A 20,820-nucleotide genomic window follows, 5' to 3' on the forward strand; every position below is an offset into this window, starting at 1 on the left:
GAGGCGGCCGGCAGGACCACGAACATCCCCCCCCCCCCCCCACCCCCCACCCCCCCCCCCCCCCCCCCCCCTCCCTCCCCCCCCCCCCCCCCCCCCCCCCCCCCGAGCCGGGTGGGCGAGCTCGGGCGCGGGCGGTCGTAGGGGAGGGCCAGTTCCTCCGGGGCCTCGGCCAGGGCGCGCTGCCAGTAGGTGAGTTGGGTGGCGAGCACGCTCTCCGGGTCCTCCTCCTCGCCGAGGAGTTCGCGCTGCCAGAGGGTGTAGTCGGCGTACTGGACGGGCAGCGGCTCCCACTGCGGCGCGCTGCCGGCCCGGCGGGCCCGGTAGGCGGTGTCCAGGTCGCGGAAGAGCGGGGGGACGGACCAGCCGTCACTGGCGATGTGGTGCATCAGCACCAGCAGCACGTGGTCCTCGGCGGAGAGCGAGAACAGCGTGCAGCGGATGGGCAGTTCGGTCGCGAGGTCGAAGACGTGCCGGGCCGCCGCGGCCAGCCGGGCGGTCAGCTCGGCCTCGTCGGCGACCGGGACGGCGGCCACCTCGACGGCGGCGACGGCGGGGCTCCCCGGCTCGGCGATCGACTGCTGCGGGCGGCCGTCGACGGCGGGGAAGGTGGTGCGCAGCACCTCGTGCCGGGCGAGCACGTCGCGCAGCGCGAGGGTGAGGACGGCGGCGTCGAGCCCACCGGTCAGCCGGACGGCGAACGGGGTGTTGTAGAGCGCGCTCGGGCCCTCCAGCTGTTCGATGAACCACAGCCGCTGCTGCGCGAACGACAACGGGATCACGGTCTGCCTCCGACGGATGACGTGCTGAGTGGGGACTGGGCGGTCGGGCCACCGGGGGACGGCCGGTGGCCCCGCCCGAGCTGCGACGAGCGGTGAGCTGCGTGGACCTGCGCGGACCGGTGAGGATCCGCGAGGACCGGGGAGGACCTGCGCGGACCGGTGAGGATCCGCAAGGACCGGGGAGGGCCTACGCCGGCCCGCCGGGCCGGCGCATCGGCCGGAGGGCGGGCCGGGCCTTGCGGGCCGCGGGCAGCGCGTCGGCGAGCTCGCCGACCGTGGGGTGGTCGAAGAGGGTGCGGATCGTCATCTCGACGCCCAGGGCGGTGCGGATCCGGCTGACCAGCTTGGTGGCGAGGAGCGAGTGGCCTCCGAGGTCGAAGAAGTCGTCGTCGATGCTGACCGTGGCCAGCCCGAGGACCTGGGCGAATTGCTCGCACAGGCTCCGCTCCTGGGTGGTGCGGGGGGCGCGTCCTTCGGGGGTGCCGGTGTAGTCGGGGGCGGGCAGGGCGCGGCGGTCGACCTTGCCGTTGGGGGTGACGGGGAGGGCGTCGAGGACGAGGACGGCGGCCGGGAGCATGTAGCCGGGGAGGCGGTCGGTGACGAAGGCGCGCAGTTCGCCGGGGGTGGCGTCGCCGGTGACGTAGGCGACCAGGCGTTTGTCGCCGGGCTGGTCCTCGCGGACCAGGGCGAGGGCTTGGCGGACGGCGGGGTGGGCGGTGAGGGCGGCCTCGACCTCGCCGAGTTCGATCCGGAAGCCGCGGATCTTCACCTGGTCGTCGGCGCGGCCGAGGAACTCCAGCACGCCGTCCGCACGGCGCCGGACGATGTCGCCGGTGCGGTACACGCGCTCGCCCTTGCCGCCGTACGGGCAGGCGACGAAGCGCTCGGCGGTGAGCGCCGGGCGGCCGAGGTAGCCGCGGGCCAGGCCGGCTCCGGCGAGGTACAGCTCGCCGGGGACGCCGACCGGGACGGGCTGGAGGCCGTCGTCCAGGACGTACGCCCGGGTGTTCGCCATCGGCCGGCCGATCGGCACCGTGTCCGGCACCGAATCGGCCGCGGGCAGCGGTAGTTGGGTCGCGCAGAGGGTGATCTCGGTCGGGCCGTAGAGCACCCGTACGCCGATCCCGGGGACGGCCGCCAGCACCCTGCGCACGGCGGGTGCGGAGACCACGTCCCCGCCGGTCAGCACCTCGCGCACCCCGGCGAAGACGCCCGGGTCCTCCTCGGCGATGACCCGGAACAGGCCGGCGGTGACGTGCACATGGGTGAGCCCGTGCGCCCGGATCAGTGCGCCGATCGCGGCCGCGTCCAGGTCGCCCGCCGGGGCGACGACCACCTGGCCGCCGGAGAGCAGCGGCGCCCAGATCTCGTAGGTCGAGGCGTCGAAGGCGTGCGGGGCGTGGAACAGCACCCGCAGCCCGTCGGGGTGCTGCCAGCACGGGTCGGTGGCGAGCTGGACGACGTCCCGGTGGGTGATGGCGATGCCCTTGGGCACTCCGGTGGAGCCGGAGGTGAACATCACGTAGGCGAGCTGTTCCGGGTGGACGGCGGGGCGGTGGGAGCGGCGCCGCAGCGGGCCGTCGAAGCACTCCGGGGTGAGCGTCCGGACGGGGCAGGGGGCGTCGGCGGCGAGCGGGTGGTCGCGGTGGGCCGCGTCGACCAGGACGAGCGCCGCCCCGGTCTCGGCGGTGATCTGCCGCAGCCGCTCGGCCGGGTGCCGGTCGTCCAGCGGGACGTAGCAGCCGCCGGCCTTGAGGACGGCCAGCAGGGCGGTCAGCAGCTCGGCGGAGCGGTCCATCAGCAGGACCACCGGGGTGTCGGCGCCGACGCCCGCTTCGGCGAGCTCGGCGGCCAGGTGTTCGGCCCGGGCGTCGAGTTCGGCGTAGCTCAGCCGTCCGCCGTCGGTGACCACGGCGGGGGCGTCGGGGGTGGCGGCGGCCCGGGCCTCGAACAGCTCGGGCAGGGTCGCGTCCGGGACGGGTGCGGCGGTGTCGTTCCAGCCGGTGAGCAGCTGTTCGCGCTCGTCCGGGCCGAGGACGTCGATGGTGCCGATCGGCGCGTCGGGGTCGGCGGTGACGGCGCGCAGCACCCGCAGCAGGCGCTCGGCGAGGGTGGTGGCGGTGGCCGGGTCGAAGAGGTCGGTCGCGTACTCGATCGCCACCGTCAGGCCCGCCTGCGGGCCCTGTTCGGTGAAGCGGAAGGACAGGTCGAACTTGGCGACGTCCAGCTCGAAGGGGTGCTCGGCGCAGGCCAGGTCGCCGAAGGCGGTCGGGACGGCCGCGCGGCTCTCCAGGGCGACGAGCGTCTGGAAGAGCGGGTGGCGGGCCGGGGTGCGGGTGGGGTTGAGCTGCTCGACCAGGCGCTCGAAGGGGATGTCCTGGTGGTCGAAGGCGTCCAGGTCGGTGCGGCGGACGCGGTCGAGCAGCTCGCGGAAGCCGGGGTTGCCGGAGGTGTCGGTGCGCAGCAGCAGGGTGTTGACGAAGAAGCCGACCAGGTCGTCGAGGGCTTCGTCGGTGCGTCCGGCGACGGGGGTGCCGAGTGGGAGGTCGGTGCCGGCGCCGAGGCGGGTGTAGAGGGTGGCGACGGCGGCCTGCAGGACCATGAACAGGCTGGCCTGCCGTCCGGCGGCCAACTCGGCGAGCGCGGCGTGGAGGTCGGCGTCGACGACGGCCATGGCGAGGCCGCCGCGGTGGGTCGGTACGGCCGGTCGCGGGCGGTCGTAGGGCAGCGCCAGCTCCTCCGGGGCGTCCGCCAAGGCTTGCTGCCAGTGGGTGAGTTGGGCGGTGAGCAGGGCGCTGGGCTGCTCCTGGTCGCCGAGCAGCTCGCGCTGCCAGAGGGCGTAGTCGGCGTACTGGACCGGCAGGGGCTGCCAGTCGGGTGCCGTGTGCGCGTGGCGGGCCCGGTAGGCGGTGGCGAGGTCGCGGAAGAGCGGGGCGACGGACCAGCCGTCGCCGGCGATGTGGTGCATCAGGACCAGCAGGACGTGCTCGTCGTGCGGCAGGGAGAACAGCGTGGCGCGGACGGGCAGGTCGCGGGCGAGGTCGAAGACCTCCCGGCCGGCTGCGGCCAGGGCGGTGCGCAGCGCGTCCTCGGAGGCCACCGGCTCCGCGCGCAGGGCGAGTTCGGGGGCGTCGGTGACCAGCTGGTGCGGCTGGCCGTCGGTGGTCGGGACGAGGGTGCGGAGCACCTCGTGCCGGGCCACCACGTCGCGCAGCGCCAGTTCCAGCGCGGGGCGGTCGACCGCGCCGGTGAGCCGGACCGCGACGGGCGTGTTGTACAGGGCGCTCGGGCCCTCGAACTGCTCGATGAACCACAGGCGCTGCTGGGCGGGGGAGAGCGGCACCAGGGCCGGCCGGGCCTGCGGGCGCAGCGCCGGGCGGGCCGGGGCGTCGACGGCGGGCAGGGTGGCGGCCAGGGCGGTGGCCAGCGCGGTGGCCAGCGCGGCCACGGTCGGGCTGTCGAAGAGGGCACGGATCGGCAGCTCCGCGCCCAGGGCGGTGCGGATCCGGCTGACCAGCTTGGTGGCGAGCAGGGAGTGGCCGCCCAGGTCGAAGAAGTCGTCGTCGATGCTCACCGACGCCAATCCGAGGACCCCGGCGAAGAGTTCGCACAGTGCCCGCTCGGAATCGGTGCGCGGGGCCCGGCCCTCGGCACCCCGGTAGTCGGGGGCGGGCAGGGCGCGGCGGTCGACCTTGCCGTTGGGGGTGACCGGCAGTGCGTCCAGCGGGACGGTCGCGGCCGGGAGCATGTAGCCGGGCAGCCGGTCGGCGACGAAGGCGCGCAGGTCCTCGGGCGTGGCCCCGCCGGTGACGTAGACGACCAGCCGCTTGTCGCCGGGCCGGTCCTCGCGGACCACGGCGACGACCTGGCCGACCGCCGGGTGGGCGGTGAACGCCGCCTCCACCTCGCCGAGTTCGATCCGGAAGCCGCGCAGCTTGATCTGGTTGTCCGCTCGACCAACGAACTCCAGTTCGCCTGTGATGGTCCAGCGGGCGAGGTCGCCGGTGCGGTACATCCGGGTGCCGGGGGCGCCGTACGGGTCGGCGACGAAGCGTTCGGCGGTCAGGCCCGGGCGGCCGACGTAGCCGCGTGCCAGTCCGGGCCCGGCGAGGTAGAGCTCGCCGGGGACGCCGACCGGGACGGGGCGCAGGCCGGAGTCGAGGACGTAGGCCCGGGTGTTGGGGAGCGGGCGGCCGATCGGGACGCTGTCCGGCACCTCGGCCGCGGTGGTCATCCGGTGGTGGGTGGCGAAGGTGGTGGTCTCGGTGGGGCCGTAGCCGTTCACCACCCGCAGCCCGGGGCAGTGCTCCAGCACCCGGTGCAGCGCGGCCGGCGAGACGACGTCCCCGCCCGTCCATGCCTCGCGCAGCCCGGCGAAGGCCTGCGGTGCCTCGGCGGCCAGCACGTTGAACAGGCCGACCGTCATCCAGGCGGCGGTGACGCCGCCGCGTTCGATGGTGTCGGTGAGTTCGGTGACGCCGAGGCGTCCGGCGGGGGCGAGGACGAGGCGGGCGCCGGAGAGCAGCGGGGCCCAGAGTTCGTAGCTGGAGGCGTCGAAGGCGGTGGGCGAGTGGACCAGCACGCGGTCGTGGGCGCCGCCCGCGAAGGTGCCGCCGAGGACGAGGTCGACGATCGAACGGTGGGTGATGCCGATGCCCTTGGGGGTGCCGGTGGAGCCGGAGGTGTGCATCACATAGGCCAACTGGGCCGCCCGCCACGGGAGATCGAGGTTGGCGGCGGTCTCCTCGCCGACCGCGAGGGTGGTCAGTCCGGCCAGCGCCGGGTGGTCGCGGTCGGTGACGGCGATCCGGGCGCCCGCGTCGGCGAGCACGGCCGTGAGGCGTTCCTGCGGCTGGGCGTCGTCCAGCGGGACGTAGCTGCCGCCGGCCTTGAGCACCGCCAGCACGGCCACCACCAGCGCGGGCGAGCGCTCCAGCAGCAGGGCGACCGGCGTCTCCGCCCGTACCCCGGCCGCGACCAGGCGCAGCGCCAAACCGTTGGCCCGGGCGTTGAGTTCGGCGTACGTCAGCTCGGTGGAACCCGCGACCAGGGCGATCGCCTCGGGCGTCGCGGCGGCCTGCGCCTCGAACAGCTCGGGGAGGGTACCCGAGGGCACCTCCGCCACCGGCCCGTGCCTGCCGGACAGCAGCTGCGCGCGCTCCGCCTCGGTCAACACATCCACGGTGCCGAGGAATTCGGCCGGATCGGCGACGATCCGGTCGAGCAGGGCGAGGAAGCGGTCCAGCAGCGTACGGGCCTCGGAGGGGCCGAAGGCGTCCGGCTGGTGGTCCAGCCGCAGCTGGAGGCCGTCGCCCGGGGTGAGGGCGAGCAGCAGCGGGTAGTGGGCGCTGTCGACGTCCTCGACCAGGGTGACCTGGGTGGCGCCGCTCGGGTCGGCAGTGTCCAGGGCGGACGGGTCGGGGTAGTTGCCGTACACCGTGACGGTGTCGAACAGCCTGCCCAGTCCGGCGAGTTGCTGGATCTCGGTGAGGCTGAGGTGCTGGTGGTCCAGCAGCGCGGACTGCTCGTGCTGGAGGCGCAGCAGCAGCTGCCCCCAGGACTCGGCCGGGTCGAGGGTGACCCGCACCGGCACGGTGTTGATGAGCAGGCCCATCATCCGCTCGACGCCCGGCAGGTCGTGCGGCCGACCGGAGACGGTGGTGCCGAAGACCACGTCGGTGCGGCCGGTGAGCCGGGCCAGCAGGACGCCCCAGGCGGCCTGGACGAGGGTGTTGAGGGTGACGCCGTAGCGGCGGGCGGTGCGGCCGAGCGCCTCGGTGACCTCCGGGGTGAGGCCGGTGTGCAGGCGCAGCGGCAGGTGCGGGGTGGCGGCGGCGGTGCGGCCGGGGGCGAGCAGGGTGGGCTCGTCCACGCCCGCGAGGGCCCGGGCCCAGGCGTCGCGGGCGGCGGCGCCGTCGCGCCCGGTGATCCAGCGCAGGTACTCCCGGTAGGGGGCGGCCGGGGGCAGCGGCTGCCGGAAGTAGAGGGCCCAGAGCTCCTCGGCGAACAGCGGGGTGGACCAGCCGTCCAGCAGGATGTGGTGGGCGGCGGCGATCAGCCGGTGCCGGCCGGGGGCGAGGGTGAGCAGGGTGTAGCGCAGCAGCGGCGGCCGGGCGAGGTCGAAGCGGCGGCCGTATTCGGCGGCGGCGATCCGGTCGGCCTCGGCCTCCGGATCGGCGTGGCCCGTCAGGTCGAGGACGGTGAAGGGCAGTTCGACCCGGTCCGGGACGGCCTGGACGGGCGGGCCGTCGGGGCGCTGGTGGAAGCCGGCCCGGAGGTTGGGCTGGCGCAGCAGCAGGGCCTCGGCGGCGGCGCGCAGCCGGTCGGCGTCGACCGGGCCGGTGAGGTCGAAGGTGCAGACGGAGGTGTAGACGTCGGCGCCTTCGGTGTCGTACGCGGCGTGGAAGGCCATGCCCTGCTGCAGCGGGGAGGTCGGCCAGACGTCCACGAGTTCTGCGGGGGCGTGGAGTTCGGCGAGCCGGTCGACCTCGTCCTGGTCGAGGGAGACGAGCGGGAAGTCGGCGGGGGTGTGCCCGCCGGCGTCCGGCCGTTCGGCGTGCTCGGCGAGTGCGCGCAGGGCGGTGAACCAGGCCTCGGCGAGCGCCCGCACCCGCTCCTCGTCGAGCAGTTCGCCGGCCCAGGACCACTGGGCGACCAGCAGCGGGCCCTGCGGGGTGTCGACGGTGGTGGCGTCCAGGCCGAGCACCCGGCCGAGCGCGAGGTCGGGGGCGGCGCCCTCGGTCATCGCCTCGGCCCCGGCGAGCACGTCCTCGGCGCTGACGCCCTCGGGCTGGAAGCGGCCCAGGTAGTTGAACTCGACCTGGGGATAGGCGTGTTGGGCGAGCACCTCGGCGGTGGCCGGGTTGAGGTGGCGCAGCAGGCCGTAGCCGATGCCGTTGTCGGGAACGGCGCGCAGCTGCTCCTTCACCAGCCCGAGGGCCCGGCCGAGGGCCGGTCCGGCGGCGGTGACCTCGGCCCAGCTGAGCGGGCCGGGGGCGAGCCGGACGGGGTAGACGGAGGTGAACCAGCCGGCGGTGCGGTGCAGGTCGACGCCCTCGACCACCTCCTCGCGGCCGTGCCCCTCGACGTTCACCAGCACGGCGCCGTCGGGGTCCGCCGAGTCGCCGCGCCAGTGGGTGAGGGCCAAAGCCAGCGCCGTCAGCAGGACGTCGTTGACCTGGGCGTGGTAGGCGGCGGTGACCTCGGTCAGCAGGGCCCGGGTGGTGTCGGCGGGCAGCACCACGCGCAGGGCGCCGCCGGTGGCGTAGGTGTCCTTCGCCTGGTCCAGCGGGCGCGCGCCGAGCAGCGGGTCCGGGGTGGCCAGCGCGGCCTGCCAGTACGGGAGTTCGGCGGCCCGGCGGTCGCTGCGGGCCTCGGCGGTGAGCCGCTGGGCCCAGCGCCGGAAGGAGGTGGGCACCGGCGGGAGCTCGGGCGTGCGGCCCGCGCGGGCGGCGGCGAGCGCGGCGAGCAGGTCCTCCTCGACGATCCGCCAGGTGACGCCGTCCACCACCAGGTGGTGGATCACCAGCAGCAGCCGGGCGGGCCGGTCCGGGCCGGCGTCGAAGCGGACGGCCTGGACCATCCGGCCGTCCTCGGGGGAGAGCCGGTCGCGGGCGGCCTCGGTGGCGGCGCGCAGGGCGTCCGGCTCGGCCGGGCCGCCGGCGGTGCGCAGCAGGCCCTCGGCGGGGACGGCGCCGGGGGCGGGGACGTGCAGCGTCCAGGGGCGTTCGGCGAGCGGGGAGGTGCGGGCGCGCAGCAGGTCGTGGTGGTCGAGCAGCGCCTGGAGAGCGGTGACCAGCTCCGCGTGCCCCGTCCCGGCGGGGAGGGTGAGCAGGGTGGACTGGTAGAAGCTGCCGACGGAGCCCTGCTGCCGGGACAGCCAGTGCACGATCGGGGTGGGCGGCACCTCGCCGAGGCCGGCCCCGGCCGGCTCGACGGCGACCGGGCCCTCCAGCGGGCGGGCGAGCAGGGCCAGCGACTCGACGCGGGGCGCCTCGAAGACGGCGCGGGGGGTGAGCCGGAGTCCGGCCTGCCGGGCCCGGGAGACCAGTTGGATGGCGACGATGGAGTCGCCGCCGAGCTCGAAGAAGGAGTCGGTGACCCCGACCCGGGGCAGCCCCAGCACCTCGGCGAACAGCCGGGCGAGGGTGTGCTCCACCTCGCCGGTCGGGGCCCGGCCGCCCTCCTCGGCGGTGCCGAGCGCCGGCGCGGGCAGGGCGCGCTTGTCCACCTTGCCGTTGGGCGTCAGCGGCATCCGGTCCAGCACCACGACGACGGGCACCATGTGGTCGGGTAGCTGCCCGGCGCAGTGGGCGCGCAGCTCGGCCGGGTCGGCGGCGCCGACGGTGTAGCCGACCAGCCGGCGCTCGCCCGGGCGGTCCTCGCGGACCAGCACCACGGCCTGGCGGACCCCGGGGTGGGCGGAGAGGGTCTGCTCGATCTCGCCGAGCTCGACCCGGAAGCCGCGGATCTTCACCTGGTCGTCGGCCCGGCCGAGGAAGTCCAGCTGGCCGTCCGGGCGGAGGGCGCCGAGGTCGCCGGTGCGGTACATCCGGCTCCCGGGGGCGCCGAACGGGCAGGCGACGAAGCGGTCGGCGGTCAGGCCGGGGCGGCCCAGGTAGCCGCGGGCCAGGTGCGGGCCGGAGACGTACAGCTCGCCGACGGCGCCCGGCGCCACCGGGCGCAGCCGCTCGTCCAGCAGGTGGATCCGCACGTGCCGGCAGGGGTGCCCGATCGGGGGCTGCTCGGCGCCGGTGAGCGGCTCGCTCATGGTGACGATGACGGTGGTCTCGGTCGGCCCGTAGCTGTTGAGCATCAGCCGGTCCCGGCCGAGCCGGGCGGCCAGTTCGCGCGGGATGGCCTCGCCGCCGCCGATCAGGGTGCGCAGGGTCGGCAGCGGGGCGTCCGGCAGGGTGGCGGCCATCGCGGTGGCGAGGTCGGCGTGGGTGACGCCGTACCGGTCGATCAGCTCGGCCAGCGCCTCGCCGACCAGCTGGCTCTGCTCGCGCGGGAGGACCAGCGCGGCGCCGGTGGTGAGCGCCACGGCCAGGTCGGAGACGGAGACGTCGAAGCTGAGCGAGGCGGCCTGGAGCACCCGGCTGCCGGGGCCGACGCCGGTGACGGCGACCTGGGTGCCGATCATGCTGGGCAGCCCGGTGTGGGTGACGGCCACGCCCTTGGGCAGGCCGGTGGAGCCGGAGGTGTAGATGACGTACGCGGTGTGGTCGGCGCTCAGCGGCCGGACCCGCTCGGCCGCAGTGAACGGGGTGCCGGGCCGGTCGGCCAGCTCGGCGAGGTGCTCGGGGGAGTCGAGCAGCAGCCGGGGGGCGCCGGTGTCGGGCAGCCGCTCGGCGGTGCCGGCGGTGGTGAGCACCAGCGCGGCGCGGGAGTCGGTGAGCATGTGGCGCAGCCGCTCGGCGGGGTAGGCCGGGTCGGCGGGCAGCCAGGCCGCGCCGGTCTTGGCCACGGCCAGGACCGCGGCGACCGCCTCGGGGGACTTGGGCAGGGCGAGCGCGACCACGTCCTCGGTGCCCAGGCCGCGGGCGGCGAGCACCCGGGCCAACCGGTTGGCCCGGGCGTCCAGTTCGGCGTACGTGAGGGTGGTGGACCCGGCGTACAGCGCGGGGGCGTCCGGGGTGCGGGCGACCTGGGCGTCGACCAGGGAGGTGAGGGTCGGGCGCGGGTCGGGAGCGGCCGGGGCCGGGTCGGCCAGCCGGGTGGCCAGGTCGGCCGGGGTCGGCGCGTCCAGCAGCAGCGGCAGGGGCACCCGGAACCCGAGCTCGGCGCGCACCCGGGCCAGCAGCCGTACGGCGGCGGGCCGGTCGCCGCCCAGCTCGAAGAAGCCCGCCGCGGGGTCGACCGACTCCCGGCCGAGCACCTCCGCGAACAGTCGACACAGCACCTCGGCCGGTCCCGGCCGCGGGTCGGTTCTGTGCGTCTGCTGGTCCCCGGACATCTGGTTCTCTCTCCCTCGTTGCTGCGTGACCCGCGGGCGGTCGGCCCGGTCGGCGTGGTCGGTGGCGGTGGTCCCGTGAACCGGTGGCCCTACTGAGGCTCCTCAGTGACGGCCGGTCAGTGGCCGGACAGGTGGGCGATCAGGCTCTTCGGCCGCAGGTCCTGCCAGTGCTGCTCCACGTACTCGACGCACTCCGGCCGGCGGGCCGCGCCGAAGACCTGGTGCCAGCCGTCGGGCACCGGGCTGAACACCGGCCACAGCGAGTGCTGGCCCTCGTCGTTGGCCAGGACGAGGTAGTCGGCCTCGGGGTCGTCGAACGGGTTCGCCATCGTCGGTTTCCTCTCAGTTCGGAGAATTACGAGGAGGGGGGAATTTCCTCGGCGCGCGGTGAACGGCTCATGTCGGCCGGCGGTTCACCGAGTTCGCCCCGAGTTTGCGCCAGTGTGTTCACGGGCCCCAGCCGGAGTCGTCCCCGTGCACGGCCGAGGGACCTGCGGCAACGGTGGACTGGTACGGTGCGGCGTGGATCTGGAGGCCGATCCCGGCGACCAGCAGAACGGCGAGAATTCCGAGCATCTTGTGAATGCGATCGGCAAGATTCGTCATGGCGAATTCCTCTTCCTGAGGCGGGCGGTGTGTGCGCTCCTCGCTGTGAATGAATCCTGCCGAGGCCCAAACTGGCGTGGAAGCTCTGGCCGTTATCGGGATCACGCAATGCGGGAACCGGAAGCGTGAACAGACTGTGCCAAAATCGGGCAGAACTGATGCAAAGAGCACCTGGGTCTGTCAGATCAGTGGTGGGAGGGCGGGCGCACGGAGGTCCGGCCCATGGCCGGAACCCCACCCCGGAGGTCGGGAGCCGGGGGTCGGCGGAGGTCGGTGGCGCCCGCGACAGGTCACCGCCGGGCTTGCTGAGGCAATCTCAACTACAGCTCATACCAAGGAAGTTGGGCCTCACTGTCGAGACCCACGGCGCAACTCGGCACGGACGGCCGGCCAGTCCCCGGTCCACGGCCGGCGGGCCCCGGCCGGCGACTCCAGGGCGAGGGTCGCCAGATAGACGCGTTTGAGCGCGGCCCGCTCGTCCCGCACCCGCCCCGCGGCCTGCTCGATCCGGCGCAGCCGGGCGTGCAGCCGCTCCAGCGCCCCGCCGCCCGCCAGTAGCCGCCGCGCCTCCGGGCCGAACCGGAACCCCGGGGCGAGCAGCGGCCACGCCGCCCGCCAGACCCGGAACACCTCGCGGTTGCCCGGCCCCCACTCCCGCTCGGCCCGGCCCAACCGCTCCAGCGCCGCCGCCTCGGTGGGCGCGGTACAGATCTCGTGCAGGACCTGGGCCAGCCCGCCCCAGTCCTCGCCCGGCGCGTGCCGCAGCGCGGCGTGCAGCAGATGCGCCACCGAGGTGTGCACCACGGTACGCGGCCACCGCGCGGCCGCCGCCTCGGTCAGCCCCGCACCGGCGGCGCCGACCAGCACCCAGACCTCCCGCACCCCGCGCTCGGCCAGCCCGGCCAGCACCTGCGGCCACTGCTCGCCGTCCGCGGCCGGCCACAGGCCCAGCACCTCGCGCAGCCCGTCCGTGGAGATCCCCAGCGCCAGGTGCACCAGCGGGCCGCCCGAACGCCCGCTGCGCACCGAGTCGACGAAGACCACCGGGTACACCGGGTCCAGCGGGCGCCCGCGCCGGTCGTCGAGCTCGTCGAGCACCTGGTCGGTGATCACCGAGACGGTCTCCCGGCTGATCTCCACCCCGTACACCTCGGCCAGGTGCGCCACCAGCTCGCTCGAACTGAGGCCGCGCGCGGTGAGCGAGACCACCAGCCGGTCCAGCCCCGGCAGCCGGCGGGCCCGGGGGCGGACCGTACGGGGGGCGAAGCTGCCCTCCCGGTCCCGGGGCACCCGCACCTCGACCGGCCCGATCTCGGTCAGCAAGCGCCTGGCCCTGGCGCCGTTCGGGCCGTTGCGGCCACGGTGGCCGGACGGTCCGCCGGAGCCGCCCGGGCCGCCGGCCGCCCCCGCGGGGTTGTTGGTGCCCGGGCCGCGCAGGTGCTCCTGGAACTCCAGCTCCAACGCACGCTCGATCAACTGCTTGGCCAGCGCCTGGAGCAGGCCGCCGTCGCCGAGCAACTGCACCGAGCCCGCGCCGACCTGGGCCGCGGCCGCCTCGGCGAGCTGCCGCACCAGCCGCTGGTCCACCAGCCCGGCCGGATCCACCAGCCCGGTCGGTTCCACCAGCCGGGCCGGATCCCCGAGCCGGGCCGGGTCCACCAGTCGGGCCGGGTTCACCGGGCCGGGGGTCTCCACCGGCGGGGGCGGGTCGGGATCAGCTCGCAACAAGGGGGTGCCCTCCGTCCGTCCGTCGGCCGGGCCGGTTCACCGGCCCTTCGCTCCGGCCGCCCTGACGGGGCGACGCGCGCAATGCGGCGGCCACCCGCCCGTTACCGCAACCGGGTACGGTCGTCCTCGCCGTCACCACCGTCGGACGCCGTTGCCGGGCATGCCCGGTTTCGCCGACAACCACTGATTTCCGCGTCCTTAGCGCGTACACTCGCGGCTGTCGTGGCCCGGGGGGGATGCGTCCGAACGGCAGGTGAGCACCATCCTGCCCTTCCGGACGTCTGGCTGTTGCCGGTGCGGGCATTCGTGAAAGCGCAATGCCGAAGCCGGAAGGATGCCCAGATGTGCCTATGCCAGGACACCAGCACGGAAAAGGGGACACCCCAACTGTGTGACCGGGGGGTCGAGTTCTACCGGGTCGCACTCGCCGAGGGCGGCGCCGTCGCCGGACAGGCCCCGGAGTGCCTGCTCAGTATGGGCCTGCTGCGCACCCTGCCCGGCGCCGGGCACCGGCTCGCCCCCGTCCCGCCCGACCTCGCGGTCACCGGCCTGACCCGGCCGCTCGAACTCGCCGTGCTGGCCCACCAGGAGCAGCTCGCCGAACTGCGCACCGCCTTCACCGCCGCCGAGCACGCCTACCGCGACGTGATGAGACAGGCCCAGCTCCCGATCCGCCAGCTGGCCGGCGAGGAGATCAACCCGGCGCTGGAGAAGGCCGTCGCCGACTGCACCGAGGAACTGCGTACCGCCCAGCCCGGCGGCGGCCGCGGCGCCGACCACCTGGCCGCCGCCCTCCCGCGCGACCTCGCCCTCGCCGAACGCGGCGTCCGCCAGCGCACCCTGTACCAGCACACCGTCCGCTCGCACGGCCCGACCCTGGCCTACATCGAGCAGGTCTCCGCCCGCGGCGCCCAGGTGCGCACCCTCAACGAGGTCTTCGACCGGGTCATCATCTGCGACCGCTCCACCGCCTTCATCCCGGCCGGCGCCCAGCGCGAGGCTGCCGCGGTGCTCATCCAGTTCCCGCCCCTGGTCGAGTACCTGCTCAAGATCTACGAGTTGATGTGGGAACGTGCCGAGCCCGTCACCTACCTGGAGGGCCACCACCGCCCCCAGCTGCTCACCGACCGCACCCGCCGCAACGTCCTGCGGCTGATGGTCAACGGCTTCACCGACGAGGCGATCGCCACCCGCCTCGGGATGAGCACCCGTACGGTCTCCAGTCACATCCAGAAGGCCAGCGAGCTCCTCGGCAGCCGCAGCCGGGGCCACCTCGGCTACATCATCGCGCGCGAGGGCGTCCTGGACGAGCCGCTCGACGACCTCTGACGTCGGCCCCGGCGACAGCGCCCGGGTGACAGCGCCCGGGCGACACGGACCGGGGTGGCGTTCCCCGGTGAGACGGACCGGGCGGAACCCCAGCAGGAGGCTTCGGGCAGCGCAGCCTCACGGCGGCCCCGGCGACGAGCAGGTCCGGCCCCGGGGAAAACCGGTCGCCGCCGCCTCGCGCCGTGGGCGAAGCTGCTCGGATGCAGCGAGCGAACAGCCGGACCGTGACCGTCGACCTCACCCACGGAAGCGCCTACTACGGGCAGTTGGGCCCCTTCGAGACGGACCTCGGCTGGTGGTCCGCAGTGGACGGCGTGGTCGCCCGGGCCACCGAACTGGCCGGTGTGCCGGTCCTGGTGACCAGACTGCTCGACGGGCACAGCGCGGACCCGGGCCACGGCGGCCGGGTCCGCTACCACGCCGAGGCGCTCCGGGCGCCCGCCGCCCTGACACCCCGCCCGCCGGACGCCGGGACGGCCGCCCTGCTGGCCCCCGCCGCCCGGCGGGCCGCCTGGGCCACCCCGGACGGGCTGCGCTCGGCGCTGGGCTGGGCGCAGGAGCGGCTCGCCGACCTCGGCCGGCCGACCGGGGCGGCGCGGCAGATCCGGACCTGGAACCTGTCCGGCCTCTTCCGCTTCCCTTCCCCCACCGGTGCCGACGCCTGGTTGAAGACCACCGGCCCGGAGTTCAACGCCGCCGAGGGGGAGGTGATCGCGCTGCTCGGCGGGGTGGACCCCAGCCTCGTCCCGCCGGTGCTCGCCGCCGACCCGGCCGCCGGCCGGCTGCTGCTCGACCACGTCCCCGGCGAGGACTGCTGGAGCCCGGACGAGGCCACCGTCGCCGACGTCGTCCCGCGCTTCGTCGCCGCCCAGGCCGCCCTGGCCGGACGGCCCACGGCCCTGGCCGGGCTGCGCGACCGCACGCCCGCCACCCTGCACGCCCAGCTGACGGCGCTGCTGGACCGGCTCCCCGCCGAGACCGACCTGACGGCGCCCGAACGCGACCGGCTGCACGGGTTCGCCGCCGAACTGCCCGCGCTGCTGGACGAACTGGCCGCCTGCGGCCTCCCGGAGACGCTGCTGCACGGCGACTTCCACCCCGGCAACTGGCGCACCGGCGACGCCCGCCCGGTCGTGGTCGACTACGCCGACGCCTGCCTCGGCCACCCGGCCCTGGACGGGCTGCGCCCCCGGGCCTACCTCACCCCGGCGGCCTGGCGCCACCACGCCGAGGTCTGGACGGCGGCCTGGCGGGAGCACGCCCCGGGCTCGGACCCGCAGCGCGCCCTCGAACTCGCCGCTCCGCTCCACCACGTGGCCTACGCGCTGCGCTACCAGGAGTTCCTGGACCACATCGAGCCCAGCGAACGCCCGTACCACGAGGGCGACCCGGCCGCCGAACTCCGCGCCGCCCTGGCCGCCGCGTCCCGACCGTCCTCCCCGTTCTGACCGACCGGCCCGGTGGCGCCTGCTGCCGCAGTCTCAGCAGGCGCCACCGGGATCACGGGGTCACGGGATCACGGAGTCACGGGGCTGTGCGGTCACCCGGTCCGGCGGGTCACTCGGGCGGTTCGATCCGGTGGCCGCCACGGGCCGAGAGCAGGGTGAGCGCCTCGACCGGACAGTACTCCACCGCCTCGGTCAGCCCGTCCGTCAACTCCGCGCCGCCGTCCGCGTACCCGGCCACCGGCCGGGCCTGCCCGTCGGTGTCGAGGGCCAGCGACTCGGGGGCGCTCAGGGCGCACATCCCGGAGCCGATGCAGCGGTCCCGGTCGACCCGGACCAGCACGGGTTCGGCCGCCGAGGTGTCGGCGGGCCCGGTCGGCCCCGTCACCAGGTGACCCTCAGCGTGTTTGGGCTGCGGGTGAGCAGCCCGCGCCGCCAGTCGATGTCCTGGGCCGCGTCGGCCATCCGCAGCGCCGGCAGCCGCCGGGCCAGCCGGTGCAGGGCGAGCTCCAGCTCCATCCGGGCCAGCCAGGCGCCCAGGCAGTGGTGCGGTCCGGCGCCGAAGGTGAGCATCGGCGCGGCCAGCGGGGAGAACAGCTCGGTGCGCAGGTCCCCGGTGAAGACCTCCGGGTCCTGGTTGGCGGCGCCGGTGTCGGCGGCGACGACGCTGCCGGCCGGGATGACCACCCCGCCGATCTCGACGTCCTCCACCGTGCGGCGCAGCAGCCCGGGCATGTGCTCGGCGGCGTCGCCGAGCGGTACGGCGCGCAGGATCTGCTCGGTCGCGACGGCGGCGCTGGCCTCGTCGGAGGCGAGCCGCTGCCAGGCGTCCCGGCCGTCCTCCAGCAGGTAGACCAGGGCGTTGCCGAGGCTGGTCATGGTGGTCTCGTGACCGGCCACCACGAGTCCGATGACCAGGGCGATCAGTTGCCCCTCGGTGATCGAGCCGTCCTCGGCGGCGGCCGCCAGCAGGCTGCTGACCAGGTCCTCGCCGGGCGCCGCACGGCGCTCGGCGATCACCTCGGCACCGAAGGCCGCGAACTCGGTCATCGCGGTGGCGATCGCCTCGGCGCTGTAGGCGGTGGTGGAGAGCGCGTGGTCGCTCCAGTGGGCGAGCCGCTTGCTGTCGAGGTTGTCCAGGCCCATCAGCCGGCTGATCACCAGGACCGGCAGCGGCCGGGTGTAGGTGGCGACGATGTCGGCGGGGGAGCCGTGGTCGATCAGTTCGTCGATCAGCGACTCGATCACCGAGGCGACCCAGGGCTTCCAGCGCGCGATCGCGCGCGGGGTGAAGGCCCGTTGCACGGTGCGGCGCAGCCGCTGGTGCTCGGTGCCGTCGATGTTCAGCATGCTCTGCGGGTCGTCCAGGATGTTGGGCGTGACCATGAGCGGCGGCGCGTCCGGCGCGTAGAGCGGGGCGCGGCCGAGCCGCGGGTCGGTGAGCACCTGCCGGACGTCGGCGTGCCGGCTGACCAGCCAGACCGGCGTGCCGGTGGGCAGCGCCGCGAGCCGGGGCGGACCGGGCTCCAGGTGGCGCAGGCAGTGCAGCGGAGGGAGCGGGGCGGTGCCGGTGCCGGCACCGGTCGCGCTGTTCTCGGTGGACATCCGTACTCCAGACTCCAGGGCAGGGACCGCGCGGGGCGGCCCGACGGGGGGTGGATCCGGGGTTCGTGCGGGGACGGGCGGTTCGGCCGGGGCGGCTCGACTCGGGGCCGGCGGTGCGGGTGGGACGCGGTGGGACGCGGTGGGACCGGGAACGTTGCCCGCGCGGGGGCGCGGGCCCGTGCCCGGGACGGCGCGGGATGGCGCGAAACGTGCGGGGGCGTACGGTCGGTACGCGCCCGGCACGAGCGGCGCGCGGTGGCGTGCCGTCAGGTGGGGCGGGTGTGCTGAGCGTGGTCGCGTGGACCGTCTCTGCTACGACCGTACGTGGACGGCGGGGTGCCCGTCTGCGGCACTTCCAGCCAACGGCGGCGCTTTCCGGGCAGTTCGTGGCACGCTGACGGGCGCTCAGCGCCGCCCGCGCGCCCCTGGTCCGAGGCCGCGCCGGGGCCGCGCGGGGCCCGCGCGGGGGCGAGCGCCGGGTGGTCCGGGCAGGACTGCCGGGCATGCCCGTGGCACGTGCCCCCGGCCGGGCGGGCGCTACCCTTCGTAGGCACTCCTTCGGAAGTGCTTCTAGAGTTCTCCCGCAGTCGTTTGTCGCAGGTCACGCCGGTGCGTAGCCGTACCGGCCGACGGAGGTGGAATCGGATGGCCCAGCAGGTCAAGGCAGTCATCGCGCGCGCCAAGGGCGCACCCGTGGAGGTGACCACGATCGTGGTGCCGGACCCGGGGCCCGGCGAGGCGGTGGTGCGGATCCAGGCGTGCGGCGTCTGTCACACCGACCTCCACTACCGCGAGGGCGGCATCAACGACGAGTTCCCGTTCCTGCTCGGCCACGAGGCCGCGGGCGTCGTGGAGTCGGTGGGCGAGGGCGTCACCGAGGTCGGGCCGGGCGACTTCGTCGTCCTCAACTGGCGCGCGGTGTGCGGCCAGTGCCGGGCCTGCGAGCGCGGGCGCCCGCAGTACTGCTTCGCCACCCACAACGCGAAGCAGAGGATGACGCTGCTGGACGGCACCGAGTTGTCCCCGGCGCTGGGCATCGGCGCCTTCGCCGAGAAGACCCTGGTCGCGGCCGGCCAGTGCACCAAGGTCGACCCGGCCGCCGACCCGGCCGTCGCGGGCCTGCTGGGCTGCGGCGTGATGGCGGGCCTCGGCGCCGCGATCAACACCGGCAACGTCGGCCGCGGCGACACCGTCGCCGTGATCGGCTGCGGCGGCGTCGGCGGGGCGGCCGTGATGGGCTCCCGGCTGGCCGGCGCGGCGAAGATCATCGCGGTGGACATCGACGACCGCAAGCTGGCGAAGGCCCGCTCCCTGGGCGCCACCCACACCGTCAACTCCCGTACCACCGACCCGGTCGAGGCGATCCGGGAGCTGACCGGCGGCAACGGCGCCGACGTCGTGGTGGAGGCCGTCGGCCGGCCCGAGACGTACAAGCAGGCCTTCTACGCCCGCGACCTCGCGGGCACCGTCGTCCTGGTCGGCGTGCCGACCCCGGAGATGACCCTGGAACTGCCGCTGCTGGACGTCTTCGGCCGCGGCGGCGCGCTCAAGTCCTCCTGGTACGGCGACTGCCTGCCCTCCCGGGACTTCCCGATGCTGATCGACCTCCACCTCCAGGGCCGCCTGGACCTGGAGGCCTTCGTCACCGAGCGGATCGGGCTCGACGAGGTGGAGCAGGCCTTCGAGCGCATGCACGACGGCGACGTCCTCCGCTCGGTGGTGATCCTGTGACCGCCCGGGTGGACCGCCTGGTCACCGCCGGGACCTTCGAACTCGACGGCGGCAGCTGGGAGGTGGAGAACAACGTCTGGATCGTCGGTGACGACGAGGAGGCGGTGGTGATCGACGCCGCGCACGACGCCGACGCCATCGAGGCCGCGCTCGGCGGCCGCCGGCTGCTGGCGATCGTCTCCACCCACGCCCACAACGACCACATCGACGCCGCCCCGGCCCTGGCCGCGCGCACCGGCGCGCCGATCCTGCTGCACCCGGACGACCTCCCGCTGTGGAAGCTCACCCACCCCGACCGGCTCCCGGACGGCGAACTCGCCGACGGGCAGCGGATCGAGGTGGCCGGCACCGAGCTGACCGTGCTGCACACCCCGGGCCACGCGCCCGGCGCGGTCTGCCTCCACGCCCCCGGCCTCGGCACCGTGTTCACCGGCGACACGCTGTTCCACGGCGGCCCGGGCGCGACCGGACGCTCCTTCTCGGACTTCCCGACCATCATCGAGTCCATCCGCGAGCGGCTGCTGTCGCTCCCGGCCGACACGGTGGTGCGCACCGGCCACGGCGACCCGACCACCATCGGCGCCGAGGCCCCGGCCCTGCCGGAGTGGATCGCCCGCGGCCACTGAGGCCCCGGCCCTGCCGGAGTGGACCGCCTGCGGCCACCGAGGCCCCGGCCGCCTGCCGCACGCCGTACGGCCCCCGGGCGGAGCGCCGCCCCGGGGGTCGTACGATCGCGATCATGGCCCATGACCCGCGTGACCTCGACGACGCCTTCCTCGCCTTCTGGCGCGAGCGGCACATCTCCACCCTGACCACCACCCGGCCCGACGGCACGCCGCACGTAGTGCCGGTCGGCGTGACCTTCGACCCGGCGACCGGCACCGCCCGGGTGATCACCAGTCGCACCAGCCGCAAGGCCCGCAACGTGGCGGCGGCCGGCCCCGAGGGACTGCGCGTCGCGGTCTGCCAGGTGGACCGGGCCCGCTGGTCCACCCTGGAGGGTGTCGCGGTGCTGCGCGACTCGGCCGAGCAGGTCGCCGACGCCGAGCGCCGCTACGCCGAGCGCTACCGCCCGCCGCGCGAGAACCCCGACCGGGTGGTCATCGAGATCACCGTCACCGCCGTCCTCGGCCGCCCCTGACCCGACCGCCACCGGGCCGCACCCCACCCTGCCCCTCTCCGCGCGCCGCGCCGGACGGTCCCGCGTCCGCCGGCCGGGCGAGGCCCTGGTGCAGGGCGCCCATGACCTGACGGCACTTCCGTATATCGGCTGTAGATCGGCGCTTGTGAAGGTTCTCCTGTCAGCCCGAACGGGCCGACGGAACGAGAGGAAGGACCGTCACCATGGACATGCAGCTGAACTCGCTCGACCTGGACGCCCTGGACGTCACCGGCATCGAGCTCGCCGAGGGCGACGCCATCGGTTCGCTGGCCACCGACAGTGCGCACACCGAGGTCGGCGCCTCCTGCGCCCCCTACGGCTGCCACTGCTACTTCAGCCTGACCTGATCGACCGGGCAGGGCACCCGGCTCACGGGTAGCCACTGAGGAGCGTCCCGCGGGTCCCGTCGGACCCGGCGAGGGCCCGCGGGACGCTCCCCGCCACCACGACCACCGGTGACTGACCGGCGGTACCCCTCCG

12 protein-coding genes and 1 pseudogene are annotated in these 20,820 nt (G+C 75.2%); 6 read left to right on the top strand and 7 right to left on the bottom strand.

Features of this window, described 5'->3' with window-relative positions; all coding sequences use genetic code 11:
* From ACZ4W5_RS08480 to ACZ4W5_RS08500, 5 genes and pseudogenes are all read right to left on the bottom strand, one after another.
* Positions 1 to 776, bottom strand: a pseudogene (locus tag ACZ4W5_RS08480) (condensation domain-containing protein); the annotation flags it as partial.
* Between the two features lie 190 nt (positions 777 to 966).
* The gene (locus ACZ4W5_RS08485; protein ID WP_465653612.1) at positions 967 to 10,734 is read right to left on the bottom strand and encodes an amino acid adenylation domain-containing protein; all 9,768 of its coding nucleotides are present in this window, start codon (positions 10,732 to 10,734) and stop codon (positions 967 to 969) included.
* Between the two features lie 116 nt (positions 10,735 to 10,850).
* Positions 10,851 to 11,063 (bottom strand): MbtH family protein, encoded by a 213-nt coding sequence (locus ACZ4W5_RS08490; protein ID WP_360234230.1) that lies wholly within the window; start codon positions 11,061 to 11,063, stop codon positions 10,851 to 10,853.
* A 118-nt stretch (positions 11,064 to 11,181) separates the two neighbouring features.
* The gene (locus ACZ4W5_RS08495; protein WP_360234227.1) at positions 11,182 to 11,340 is read right to left on the bottom strand and encodes a hypothetical protein; all 159 of its coding nucleotides are present in this window, start codon (positions 11,338 to 11,340) and stop codon (positions 11,182 to 11,184) included.
* A 348-nt stretch (positions 11,341 to 11,688) separates the two neighbouring features.
* Positions 11,689 to 12,945, bottom strand: a complete 1,257-nt coding sequence (locus ACZ4W5_RS08500) for an IS256 family transposase (protein ID WP_465653647.1) — start codon at positions 12,943 to 12,945, stop codon at positions 11,689 to 11,691.
* A gap of 465 nt (positions 12,946 to 13,410) precedes the next feature.
* On the opposite strand from ACZ4W5_RS08500, the gene ACZ4W5_RS08505 reads away from it, so the two are divergent.
* Both ACZ4W5_RS08505 and ACZ4W5_RS08510 read left to right on the top strand, forming a co-directional pair.
* A complete protein-coding gene (locus tag ACZ4W5_RS08505; protein ID WP_402480562.1) occupies positions 13,411 to 14,397 on the top strand; it encodes a helix-turn-helix transcriptional regulator in 987 nt (328 codons plus the stop codon).
* A 200-nt stretch (positions 14,398 to 14,597) separates the two neighbouring features.
* A complete protein-coding gene (locus ACZ4W5_RS08510; RefSeq protein ID WP_465653613.1) occupies positions 14,598 to 15,845 on the top strand; it encodes a phosphotransferase family protein in 1,248 nt (415 codons plus the stop codon).
* Positions 15,846 to 15,954: 109 nt separating this feature from the next.
* On the opposite strand, the gene ACZ4W5_RS08515 is transcribed toward ACZ4W5_RS08510, so the two are convergent.
* Together ACZ4W5_RS08515 and ACZ4W5_RS08520 are read right to left on the bottom strand one after the other, a co-directional pair.
* Positions 15,955 to 16,230, bottom strand: coding sequence for a ferredoxin (locus tag ACZ4W5_RS08515; protein ID WP_465653614.1), 276 nt, complete (start codon positions 16,228 to 16,230; stop codon positions 15,955 to 15,957).
* Complete coding sequence (locus ACZ4W5_RS08520) at positions 16,227 to 17,447, bottom strand: cytochrome P450 (protein ID WP_465653615.1); 1,221 nt, start codon at positions 17,445 to 17,447, stop codon at positions 16,227 to 16,229. Before ACZ4W5_RS08520 ends, ACZ4W5_RS08515 begins: the two co-directional genes overlap by 4 nt.
* Positions 17,448 to 18,092: 645 nt before the next feature.
* Between ACZ4W5_RS08520 and ACZ4W5_RS08525 the strand changes: the two genes are divergently transcribed.
* The 4 genes from ACZ4W5_RS08525 (at position 18,093) to ACZ4W5_RS08540 (ending at position 20,687) form a co-directional block, all read left to right on the top strand.
* Entirely contained in the window at positions 18,093 to 19,178 is a 1,086-nt protein-coding gene (locus tag ACZ4W5_RS08525) for an S-(hydroxymethyl)mycothiol dehydrogenase (RefSeq protein WP_402480552.1), read from the top strand.
* The gene (locus ACZ4W5_RS08530) at positions 19,175 to 19,804 is read left to right on the top strand and encodes an MBL fold metallo-hydrolase (protein ID WP_360234206.1); all 630 of its coding nucleotides are present in this window, start codon (positions 19,175 to 19,177) and stop codon (positions 19,802 to 19,804) included. The genes ACZ4W5_RS08525 and ACZ4W5_RS08530 overlap by 4 nt, the downstream gene beginning before the upstream one ends.
* Before the next feature lie 113 nt (positions 19,805 to 19,917).
* Positions 19,918 to 20,319, top strand: a complete 402-nt coding sequence (locus tag ACZ4W5_RS08535; protein WP_360234203.1) for a pyridoxamine 5'-phosphate oxidase family protein — start codon at positions 19,918 to 19,920, stop codon at positions 20,317 to 20,319.
* Between the two features lie 203 nt (positions 20,320 to 20,522).
* Positions 20,523 to 20,687 (top strand): hypothetical protein, encoded by a 165-nt coding sequence (locus tag ACZ4W5_RS08540; RefSeq protein ID WP_360234200.1) that lies wholly within the window; start codon positions 20,523 to 20,525, stop codon positions 20,685 to 20,687.
* Positions 20,688 to 20,820: the final 133 nt, after the last annotated feature.

It is taken from the genome of Kitasatospora sp. NPDC029367 (assembly GCF_055569135.1).

What these genes read in the sequence shown, in the direction of transcription:
- ACZ4W5_RS08485 (WP_465653612.1), bottom strand. Translation starts at nt 10,734, where the DNA reads ATGTCCGGGGACCAGCAGACGCACAGAACCGACCCGCGGCCGGGACCG.
- ACZ4W5_RS08490 (WP_360234230.1), bottom strand. Translation starts at nt 11,063, where the DNA reads ATGGCGAACCCGTTCGACGACCCCGAGGCCGACTACCTCGTCCTGGCC.
- ACZ4W5_RS08495 (WP_360234227.1), bottom strand. Translation starts at nt 11,340, where the DNA reads ATGACGAATCTTGCCGATCGCATTCACAAGATGCTCGGAATTCTCGCC.
- ACZ4W5_RS08505 (WP_402480562.1), top strand. Translation starts at nt 13,411, where the DNA reads ATGTGCCTATGCCAGGACACCAGCACGGAAAAGGGGACACCCCAACTG.
- ACZ4W5_RS08510 (WP_465653613.1), top strand. Translation starts at nt 14,598, where the DNA reads ATGCAGCGAGCGAACAGCCGGACCGTGACCGTCGACCTCACCCACGGA.
- ACZ4W5_RS08520 (WP_465653615.1), bottom strand. Translation starts at nt 17,447, where the DNA reads ATGTCCACCGAGAACAGCGCGACCGGTGCCGGCACCGGCACCGCCCCG.
- ACZ4W5_RS08525 (WP_402480552.1), top strand. Translation starts at nt 18,093, where the DNA reads ATGGCCCAGCAGGTCAAGGCAGTCATCGCGCGCGCCAAGGGCGCACCC.
- ACZ4W5_RS08535 (WP_360234203.1), top strand. Translation starts at nt 19,918, where the DNA reads ATGGCCCATGACCCGCGTGACCTCGACGACGCCTTCCTCGCCTTCTGG.
- ACZ4W5_RS08540 (WP_360234200.1), top strand. Translation starts at nt 20,523, where the DNA reads ATGGACATGCAGCTGAACTCGCTCGACCTGGACGCCCTGGACGTCACC.